Raw genomic sequence first — 9,656 nt, 5'->3', positions numbered from 1 at the left:
GGCCGATATCACCCGCAGGACGAAATGCTATCCGTCTGATCTGACAGATGAAGAATGGGAACGCATAGCGCCCCTGATGCCGCTTGCGAGCCGGCGCGGCCGGAAACGAGCGTCCGATTTACGTGAGACCATTTCAGCGCGCGCGACCTCGTCACGGATCGAGCGGCCGTTGCGCTCCTTGCCATGGGTGGAGGGAAGGCGGAAGAGGAGATCACGGAACTCGCCAGCCGTCTCGCCAGTAATCCGTTCAACGTCCATGTCGCCAAAGGCATCGATGAACATGTTAAGCGCTTTGCGCGTGCCACGTTTCGTATCCTCTGAGCGATTGGTATCCGGGTAAATAAAACGCTCCGCAGCCATGCTGACCGTCAGAAGCTTTGCGCGGGAGCCGGAGCTTGCAAGCTTTTTCTTTGGTATGGTTTGTCCGCTTGGGTTTGGTTCAGCAGTCAGCGGCACTGGGGCGATAGGTTCGCTCGTCGTGGCGGTTCCAATGTCGACAACGATGCTTCTCAGGAGATTGACCTGAGCGGCCAGATTAGCGGCCTCCGCACGCGCTTCAGGCAGATCCTTCTTCACGATTTTCCGCATCGTTTCGAGCCGCTCGGTATCCTTGGCAAGATAGGGGCCGATGATAGAGAGAAAATGCGTCACGAGGTTGTTGAACTCGAGGAAGCGTACCTGAACCTCTGTCATTTCCCTCTCATGCTTGAGTTCGAGCAGGCGCATTTCGATGGCATGGGCAGACTCGGTATCGCGAACGAAGCTCTCATAAAAAGTGATGATCTCGTCTGGTGTGGGCGGTCGGGCTTTCGAGTCACTCATGGCGCGCACCTTGTCGAAGAACTGTCCGGTCCGGCCATATAGCTGTGCCGCCCGTCTGCGAGCTTCGAGTTTAGCCGAAGTATCGAGCGAAAGGGAGATCTCGGACCGCCCCAGAAGAGGCTGGATATCCTTCGGCACGGCCCTGCGAAAATGGTAGCGGGACCCTATCAGACGCAGCATCAAAATTTCCCATTCTGGGAAGAATTCCGGGGAAACCCCAGTTTGACGCGTTGAGAGCCAAAAAACCTATAAAATTCAATGAGATAGTGGTGCGAACTATGGGACTCGAACCCATACGCCCTTACGGACTCGAGATTTTAAGTCTCGTGCGTCTACCATTCCGCCAAGTTCGCACAGCACGGCTCAGGCTCTAGCACGTGGGGGAGGGGGTGAAAATCCCTTGCGGGCTGCTTGGCCATTATCCCAGCGCCATCAGCGCTGTACCATGCTGCCTGAGCCAGGCTTGTGCCGGCTTGCGGTGTTCATGAAACCGCTCCACCAAAGTCCAGAAAGCCAGGCTATGGTCGAAATGCGTCAGATGGGCGAGTTCGTGCACCATCACATAGCGGCGAACAGGTTCGGGCATCATGATCAGGCGCCAGTTCAGCATAACCCGTCCGTTTCGTGTGCAACTCCCCCACCGGGTGCGGGCATTGCTGCAAGCGAAACGCGAGATCTGGCACGACATTCGCTCCGCTTCATGAGCGAGCTCGGCAGGGAGTATCAACCCGGCCCGATGCCTGAGGAAAACCAGAGCCCGTTGATCGAAGCGCTCAATGGGACCATTGATCCGTAGAATACCCTTCTCGATACCGGCGCTCTGTCTTTGCTCTGGCGCATGAACCAGGGTGACCGGGCAATCATTGAGTAAGATGGTGCTTCCCGGAACAAGGGCAGTCATAGCCGGCAGGGCATTGAGTCGTTCGCGCACCCAGCTATCGTGAGTGAGCAGAAAGCGTCGCGCGTGGTGCAGGGGTAAATGGCGGGGGCAGGTCACCACGACCTGACGATTGGCGCCGTCGATGCGAAGCGAAATGCGCCGAGCACGCGCAGAGTGTCGCCACGTCACCGGGTAAGCAGGTTCTGTCACCAGCGTCGTTTGGTTGAAGGCCGCTTGCGGCGTTTTTTCGCCACGCCAGGGGGAATTTCCGCCGCCCACTCAACAATGTGGTCTTCCAGCATCCCGGCTTCGCGCTCGCTGATCATGCGGCCCTTTCCCGAGATTCCCGCTTCGTGCACAGAGTCAGCCGAGCCCGTACGCAGATGGTGCCAAGCGGGGAGGTCCTGTCCATCACGGATCAGCACATAGGCGCAGCTTGGAGGCAGCCAGTCAATATCGGCCAAAATTTCCGGTGTGAGCGAGACACAGTCAGGCACCTTGCGAAACCGCGTGGGATATTGCGAGCACTGGCAGGTTTCAAGATCGAGCAGACGACACGCGACATTTGTAAAATGGATCGCTTCGGTCTCTTCGTCGCGCAGCTTGTGCAGGCAGCATTTGCCGCAGCCATCACACAACGATTCCCACTGCGCCTTTGTCATTTCAGACAAGGGGATCACCTGCCAGAAAGGATGTTCGGGATCAGACATGAGTGAACCTGCCGAGATTGAGGCAAGAAGTCAGGGTGGCAAGGGAAATCAGGCCAGAGAGCAGGATAGGGCCTCTCAGCAGGGGAAACCAGAGCAGACGCAAGCGCGCGCGCGGGCCAGCGCCAAGGCCGGAGGCAGCCCGCGTCAGTCCTGCTACCTTTCCTGCTAGGCGCTGGTATATAGGCAGGATGCAAAATGGCGCAGTCAGAAAGCCGCTCAGAAACCATCCCGAATAGTGGGGCCAGTGTGAAGCTTCGCTTCCAAGCCAGAGTGCCGCTATGGCGGCGGCGCAGGCGCTATGGGTAAAAATTGTGTTCAGATGGAAAAATCCGGTGAGACGGGACGCGCCTCTGGACAGGACAGCCAGCAGAATCAGACAGGTGGCCCATCCGGCAACAAGGGCGAGAGCGGCGAGACTCATGGCGCTGCGGTCAGCCAAGTCTGAAAGCGTTTCTGAAGCGCATAATAATTGATGGCCCAGAAACTGTCGCTCACGGACAAGGCGCGAATGTCGCGTCCATCCTGCGGGGCATCCTGCGTGTCGTCATGCAGCGGGGTCTGGTCGCGCAGCATCCTGATCACAGCCTCTGCCTGCTCGGGAGGTACGTTGCGCGGTATGGCCCACGACACTTTCTGGCGAAGGGACTGACGCCATTGCGCGGCGAAGGTGGCTTTCTCTCCCAGATCGGCCAAGCGGTCATGGGGGGTTGAAAGCATCAGGGCAGCGCCGCTGCTCATGATGCGCGTCGCCTCTGCGGGTGTACGCCACCAGACAAGATAGGGGCGCAATTGATCGAGCTTGCGAAATGCGCGATCTACCCCTGCGGGAGAGGCCAGAACGGTATAGACGTCGCCGGGCGCAACACCATCAGCCATCAGAGCTATCTCAAGCGTGCCTCTGGGGTCGAGACGCAGGGCACGTTTGCCCGGATGGCGGGCAATATCCCAGAAATCGCCCCAGTTTGGCGCGTCGTCACCAAGTCTGCCTCGGTCCCACGCCAGGACGATACTCTCCTCCCCGGCGGCAATGCCGCAGGGTGAGCCCGGTGTGCTGCGTGACCGATCGCTGATGGGGAGCGCCGGAAGCGTCTGCACAATACCGTCACGACAGGCGGCATACAGGGTCGTGTTGTCAATCATGGCTGTAAGCCATACGGGCTTCTGTGCCAGAGCAGCGTCACGCAGCGTCGTGAGGCTGCCATCCCATTCCTTGAGCGGATAGGGCTGGTCGGGCATCAGCAGGGAATGGGCATCAAGGCTGCCTGACAGCACGGCCAGACCGAGTTGTGACGCGGCTGCGTGAGACGGCTTTCTGGTCTTGGCATGATGGACAGCATGATGGACATGGTGCCCTGCTGCGGCAGCCTGAAGGGGAAAAGTGGTCGACAGTACGGGCAGGCACAGCGTCACGAGCAGCGTCCACGCGGCCTTGTTCAAGGCAGCATGGGACCGGCGGTCAGGTCTGGAAGGGGAGAGTGACGCGTGCAGGAAACGGCCTTCCTGTTGAGGGAAATTGATCGGAACGCCTCTTATAGATCGTCTTTCATGGGAAAGGCCACAGCCTGACTGGCCTGCCATGCGAGTTGCAGTGTTGCGCCGGGGGTCATCTGCCGCGTCGACTGGATGAGCGGACGCCGCATTTCGATTTCCACCCCGTCAGAGAGGCGTAGCCGCAGGCGCATCTGTTCGCCGGTATGCAGCACCGATTGGAGCGTTGCAATAAGAGGGGCGGGGCCTTCTTCATCCCCGCCGGATGCGGCGAAAAGAGGCGTCATACGATCGGGGCGGATGCACAGCACGCAAAGGCTGTCATCTTCCAGATCGGCATCGGCCAGAGCTTCCACCACGCCGCCACAGGCAAGATGGATCGTGGCGATATCGTCCTCAATCGACAGAACGCGACCCGTCAGCAGATTGGCTTCTGCAAAGAGGGAGGCGACCCATGGGGTTGCCGGGCGGTCAAGCAGGGTGCTGGCACTGGCACATTGAACAAGGGTTTCGCGATCGAACAGAGCAATGCGTCCCCCGAGCCATACAGCGTCCTCACGATCATTGGCGGCGTAGATCAAGGTCAGTCCGAGAGCCTTGTGAAGCTTCGCGATCAATTGCCGTGTCCGGCCAATAGCACGTAGATCAAGGCCGGACAGGACATCGTCCAGCACCAGCACAGACGGGTTGCAGGCGAGCGCGCGCGCCAGTCTGAGCCTGACATCATATTCCGGTAGCAGCGTGTCGGCCCGTGCCGAGGCAAAGCCATCGAGACCGAGCAGGGCGAGAAAATGGCTCACGCTTGCACGGATCTCATGGGCAGCCATGCCGCGTACACGAAGTGGGAAAGCGATATTGGCAGCGACCCCAAGATGACCAAAAGCAGGCTCGCGACGGGAAACGAGCACGATAGGGCGCTGCCCCGGAAGGGTATCGCTGGCGTCCAGACCTGCAAACGCCACGCGTCCGGCAGCAGGTGCGACAAACCCGCCCAGGATATCGCAGAAGAGGCTCAGTGTTCCGGGGGTTTCAGCAAGCAGGCTCAAAGCCTCGCCCTTCACGAGGTTGAGCGAAAAGCCGTCGGCCCCCGGGGTGAGCGCGAGCGAATGAACCGACAGGGGCGACCGATTGTCCCCCGATGAACCTGACATGAAACCTCGCCTGAACTCAGAACGTTATATCCGAAACCATAAGATGCGGTTCAGACCGTATGAGGAGTTGTGACATGAGCAAAACTGACGTCAAGAAGTCTGTCGACAATGCCAGCAAATCGGCTCAGGAACAGATCGACAGCCTGAAGGACCAGCTGGAGCAGCTGCTCAAGGATCGTATCAACCCCGCACTGCTGGATGTTGCCGGACGGGCCGATCAGGCCGTGGCCAATGCACGAGAGATCACTGACGTGCAGCTTCACAATGCCGAGGCTCGTGTACGCGCCCGCCCCATCGCTGCAGTTTTGATTTCTGCCGTCATTGGCTTTATTGCAGGACGTGTCTCCAAATAGGCTGTCTTCTCTCTCGGGCAAGGCGGCCTCCTGTTCCAATCCGTTTCAGGGTTGGATGTTCGGCGGCTACCCTGCCCGGGTTGATCTCTGGCGGGTTCGCCTCTGGCACGTCCAGCACTGGCACGATCACACCGTAAAGGCTTGCGAATCTCCATGAAGGTCATTGATGTCGGGCAGGAAGCCCTTCAGGCTCAGGGCGAAGTTCTGCAGCGCGTCGCGATGCGTATCGGCCGCCGCGTGGCCTACTTCATCATCGCTGCCATCTTCGGGCTGTTCGCGCTTGTGTCATTCCACGCTGTCCTGTGGGCCTTTGCTTTCAGCGTGCTCCACTTCTCGGCTTTCGCCTCAGCGTGTTCGGTGCTGGGGCTCGATCTGCTCTTTGTCATCATCTTTGCCCTGCTTGGCACGCGCAATGTAGCCGATCCGGTTGAGTTCGAGGCCAGATTGCGGCGCGACCGCAAGATGATCGAATTCAAGCAGACGCTTGCATTGTCCACCATTCTCGGGCTGCTTGTCGGACCTGTGGGACGCTTTACGGGCAAGCAGATCTTTGAGGCGCTTCGCAACATCTTTGCGCGTCGTTGAAGCCGTTAACCACGTTGTGAGGTTTGTTGCCTCAAATCTAATGCAAAATTCAGGTTTGCCTTCTGGCGGCGAACCTGGCTTTCCCCTATGACCTTCGGTTAGTTGCCTCAGGCGTCAGGTCCGGGGCTCATCCGGGTTCGGTCAGGTCGTCCGGTGTCTGCGCCCCGATAGCATTGCGGGAAATTCCGCACCTTATGCTTTCGGGCTTGGCTCTCTCCCTTCTGATCCCGCAAGGTTGATACTGGAAGGAGGAGGGAGGCTGATGCTCGCGGAATTCGATCTTTTCGGCGTGTTCATATCTCCCATCGCCGTTTATTCCCTTGCCGCTATCCCCGTTACGCTTTTCATCCGGTTCCTCCTCTGGCGCACAGGCGCCATCGAGTGGTTCTGGCATATCGCCCTGTTTGAAGTGGCGCTCTATGTCTGCGTGCTTTGCCTCATGGTGCTCTATGTGTGAGGTCGAGAGGCAGCGCGGCACCCCGCCCGCGTCACAGAGGCGCATAATAGATCATGTCGCCTGTAGTGTCTGGCGTTCTCCCATGCATGCTGCCTGCTTCCCCGCCCCGACTAACCTGGCCTTTGACAAGGAAATGCCTCCGTGCTGCTCGCTCGTACACTGATCCGGGTCTTTCTGACATTCGCAGTGCTCGGGGTGACGATCCTTCTGGGCTACACGCTGTGGGAGACCTACATGATCGCACCCTGGACGCGCGATGGGCGCGTTCGCGTGTATGTGGTCGATGCAGCGCCTGAAGTGTCGGGAACCGTGGTGAGTGTGCCGGTACACGACAATGATTTCGTTCATCGTGGGGACCCGCTTTTCGTGATCGACCCGGTGCGGTTCCGCCTCGCGATCAAGGAGGCGGAGGCCCATCTGGCAAGCGCCGAGGAAGATCTCAAGCTGCGCCGCAACGATGCCAAGCGCCGCATGGGATTGAGCGGTATCGTCTCGGCTGAAGAGCAGGAAATCTACAACTCCAACGTCGAGACGCAGGAGGATGCGGTCAATGCGGCGCGTGCCACGCTCGATGTGGCGAGGCTGAACCTTCAGCGCTCCATCGTCTACTCGCCGGTTGAAGGCTACGTGACCAACCTCAATCTACGCGTGGGTGACTATGCGCATGAGGGGCAGTCGCGCATGGCGGTCATCGATGCTGACAGTTTCTGGATCAACGCCTATTTCGAGGAAACGAAGATGTGGGGCGTGCATGTGGGTGACGTTGCCCGCGTGAAGCTCATGGGCTATCGCGAAATCATCCCGGCCCATGTCGTTTCCATCGCTCGTGGTATCAACGACCAGAACGGGTCGCCGGACAAGCTGGGACTGCAGGATGTGAATCCCATTTTCACCTGGGTCCGTCTGGCGCAGCGTATTCCCGTGCGTATCCATCTTGATCGCGTGCCGCCCGAGGTCATTCTGGCGGCCGGAATGACCTGCACGGTCACGGTAGGCACTCCGCCACAAGGGCAACGGGGCCGTCTGACCACCTGGCTGCAGAACCATCTCTGATCATGGTGTCTCTTCCCCGCAGGCTTTGCGCCTTCACTTTTGCTGCCTCGCTTCTTGCCGGATGCACGGTCGGGCCTGCTTACAAGCCCGACCGCATGAAACTGCCAGATGGCTTCGTCGAGACCGATCACGCGGCCACCGCAGAGGAAATCGCCCGCACTGAGGCCGAGATGAAGGAGTGGTGGGGGCAATATAACGATCCACTGCTCAACCGTCTCGTGGCGCAGGCCATCAAGGGCAATTACGACCTCCTCATTGCCGACCAGCGTATCATCGCCGGTCGCGCCATGCGTGAAGAGGCGGCCTCGGCCTGGTACCCGCAGCTTGATATCAACGCCGGCGGTGGCTCAAGCCGATATTCCATCAATATCGACAACTGGCCCATCAGGCCCGGCAATCCGCAGAACCGGCCAGAGGCATCGGTCCTGACCTATGGTGCCCAGGCCAGTTGGGAAATCGACGCGTTCGGGCGTATCAGGCGCGAGGTGGAGGCCAGCGAACGCGCCATCGATGTGAGTATTGAGGACCGTCGTGCCACGCTGATGACGCTGCTTTCGGAGCTGGTGCGCGCCTATATCTCGCTCCGGGGGGCGCAGCTGCGTTTCTCGATCGCGCAGGCCAACGTCAAGAATGCCCAGAGCGAGGTCGATCTGACCAAGCGTCTCTATCTGGAGGGCATAGGCAACACGCTTCAGACCGCACAGGCGCAGAGCGAACTTGATAGCGAGCTGGCCTCGCTCGAACCGCTCAAGGCCCAGATCGACACGCTGAGCCACGGGGTAAGCGTCTTGCTGGGCGATATGCCGGGCGATCTCAAGGCAGAACTGGAGGCATTGCCCAATGGGACAGCCTCCCTGCCGGTCATGCCGCGCTTTCCAGCCACATTGCCCTCGATCGTTGTGGCCAATCGCCCCGATATTCGTGCCGCCGAGCGCGGCTATGCCGAAGCGACGGCTCGCATCGGCGTAGCCGTGGCCCAGCTTTACCCCAAATTCTCGATTCCCCTGACATTCAATCCGAATGCCTCCGCCATGTATCAGGCGTTTCAGGTCAATGCGATGAGCTGGTCTTTCATGATGCTGGCAACCCTGCCGGTCATGCACGGGGGGCGTTTCACCTCGCAGGTAGTCGAGGCTCGCGCAAGGGCTGAGGCCAGCCGTCTGACCTATCGCAAGACCGTGCTCAATGCTTTCCGCGAGGTCGAGGACGCCATGACGTCATGGCTGCATAACGACCATTATGTCGCCCAGCTGCATCAGGCGGCAACCGATAGCGGTCTGGCAGCGGACAGGGCGAGGCGGCTCTATGCCGCGGGTCTGACCGATTACCTGAATGTCCTGACGACGCAGCGCACCTTGCTGGGGGCTCAGGACCGTGAGGCAGTGGCCCGTACGGCCAGGCTGCACGATTCCGTGGCGCTCTATACGGCGATGGGCGCAGGGTGGCAGGGTGTGGCAATGCGCGATACGGCCTTGCCCATCGATGCGGCAAAGCAAAGTATCCTTGCAAAGGCCTTCTCGCGCTAGCTCACTTGAATTGCCGATGATGGGCACAATATACAACTTATGAATTCTGTAGTATTCACGGAAAGCAAGGAGAAACAGGCGTGAAAGATCCTTATGCAGCGCTTGGCCTGACGCGCAGCGCCACGGATAAGGAGATCCGCAGCGCCTATCGCAAGCTCGCCAAGGAACATCATCCGGACCATAATCCGAACAACAAGAAGGCTGAGGAGGCCTTCAAGGCCGTTGGTGCCGCCTATGCCATTCTGGGCGACAAGGAGAAGCGCGCGCGCTTTGATCGCGGTGAAATCGATGCCGAGGGGAATGAGAGAGGGCCCTTCGGTGGCGGTGGCTTTGGTGGCGGCCAAGGTTTCCACGGCGGTGGTAACCAGTTCAATCAGGAAGATCTGGGGGCCTTTTTCTCGGATATGTTCAGCGGCGGTGGCACCGGCGCCGATTTTGGTGGGGGGCCATTTGGCGGGCGTCGTCGGACGCGCCGCGGGGCAGACCGATCCTATACGCTGACAGTCTCGTTTGAGGATTCCGTGCTGGGCACGACGAGCCGTGTGACCCTGCCCGAGGCGGGAACGGTTGAGGTCAAGATTCCTGCCGGAATTGAGGATGGTCAGACCCTGCGCCTGAGTGGCAAGGGTGG

The 9,656-nt window shown here is 59.6% G+C and carries 11 protein-coding genes, 1 tRNA gene and 2 pseudogenes; 7 read left to right on the top strand and 7 right to left on the bottom strand.

All coding sequences use genetic code 11. The features are described from left to right. Positions 1-139: pseudogene (locus tag P792_RS37865) on the top strand (IS5/IS1182 family transposase); the annotation flags it as partial. 746 nt (positions 140-885) lie between these two features. On the opposite strand, the pseudogene P792_RS39725 reads toward P792_RS37865, so the two are convergent. From P792_RS39725 to P792_RS35345, 7 genes and pseudogenes are all read right to left on the bottom strand, one after another. Then, positions 886-1,002, bottom strand: a pseudogene (locus P792_RS39725) (DUF6538 domain-containing protein); the annotation flags it as partial. Positions 1,003-1,089: 87 nt separating this feature from the next. Further along, positions 1,090-1,175, bottom strand: a tRNA-Leu gene (locus P792_RS35365). A 65-nt stretch (positions 1,176-1,240) separates the two neighbouring features. Then, positions 1,241-1,912, bottom strand: a complete 672-nt coding sequence (locus P792_RS35360) for a M48 family metallopeptidase (RefSeq protein WP_051395978.1) — start codon at positions 1,910-1,912, stop codon at positions 1,241-1,243. Beyond that, positions 1,909-2,412 (bottom strand): YcgN family cysteine cluster protein, encoded by a 504-nt coding sequence (locus P792_RS35355; RefSeq protein WP_023980014.1) that lies wholly within the window; start codon positions 2,410-2,412, stop codon positions 1,909-1,911. The genes P792_RS35360 and P792_RS35355 overlap by 4 nt, the downstream gene beginning before the upstream one ends. Beyond that, positions 2,405-2,833, bottom strand: a complete 429-nt coding sequence (locus P792_RS36285; RefSeq protein ID WP_023980013.1) for a hypothetical protein — start codon at positions 2,831-2,833, stop codon at positions 2,405-2,407. Before P792_RS36285 ends, P792_RS35355 begins: the two co-directional genes overlap by 8 nt. Continuing rightward, complete coding sequence (locus P792_RS36280; protein WP_051395977.1) at positions 2,830-3,849, bottom strand: extracellular solute-binding protein; 1,020 nt, start codon at positions 3,847-3,849, stop codon at positions 2,830-2,832. Before P792_RS36280 ends, P792_RS36285 begins: the two co-directional genes overlap by 4 nt. A 92-nt stretch (positions 3,850-3,941) precedes the next feature. Then, the gene (locus tag P792_RS35345; RefSeq protein WP_023980011.1) at positions 3,942-5,051 is read right to left on the bottom strand and encodes an ABC transporter ATP-binding protein; all 1,110 of its coding nucleotides are present in this window, start codon (positions 5,049-5,051) and stop codon (positions 3,942-3,944) included. 74 nt (positions 5,052-5,125) lie between these two features. Here P792_RS35345 and P792_RS35340 point away from each other — a divergent pair, with 74 nt between their 5' ends. From P792_RS35340 to P792_RS35315, 6 genes are all read left to right on the top strand, one after another. Beyond that, positions 5,126-5,404 carry a hypothetical protein gene (locus P792_RS35340; protein WP_023980010.1) on the top strand — a complete coding sequence of 93 codons (279 nt, stop codon included), beginning with the start codon at positions 5,126-5,128 and terminating at the stop codon, positions 5,402-5,404. A 153-nt stretch (positions 5,405-5,557) separates the two neighbouring features. Continuing rightward, positions 5,558-5,989: a hypothetical protein gene (locus P792_RS35335; protein ID WP_023980009.1), complete on the top strand. Its 432-nt coding sequence runs from the start codon at positions 5,558-5,560 to the stop codon at positions 5,987-5,989. 262 nt (positions 5,990-6,251) lie between these two features. Continuing rightward, the gene (locus P792_RS35330) at positions 6,252-6,446 is read left to right on the top strand and encodes a DUF1656 domain-containing protein (RefSeq protein ID WP_023980008.1); all 195 of its coding nucleotides are present in this window, start codon (positions 6,252-6,254) and stop codon (positions 6,444-6,446) included. 141 nt (positions 6,447-6,587) lie between these two features. Next, positions 6,588-7,499 carry an HlyD family secretion protein gene (locus tag P792_RS35325; protein ID WP_023980007.1) on the top strand — a complete coding sequence of 304 codons (912 nt, stop codon included), beginning with the start codon at positions 6,588-6,590 and terminating at the stop codon, positions 7,497-7,499. A 2-nt stretch (positions 7,500-7,501) separates the two neighbouring features. Further along, complete coding sequence (locus P792_RS35320; RefSeq protein WP_031241755.1) at positions 7,502-9,025, top strand: efflux transporter outer membrane subunit; 1,524 nt, start codon at positions 7,502-7,504, stop codon at positions 9,023-9,025. Positions 9,026-9,105: 80 nt separating this feature from the next. Then, on the top strand, positions 9,106-9,656 hold a 551-nt coding region (locus P792_RS35315; RefSeq protein ID WP_023980005.1), incomplete at its 3' end, for a DnaJ domain-containing protein.

It is taken from the genome of Asaia sp. SF2.1 (assembly GCF_000505765.1).
GTDB lineage: Bacteria > Pseudomonadota > Alphaproteobacteria > Acetobacterales > Acetobacteraceae > Asaia > Asaia bogorensis.
The sequence above is the reverse complement of the archived record's forward strand: the minus strand, read 5'-3'. Positions and strand labels throughout refer to the sequence as shown.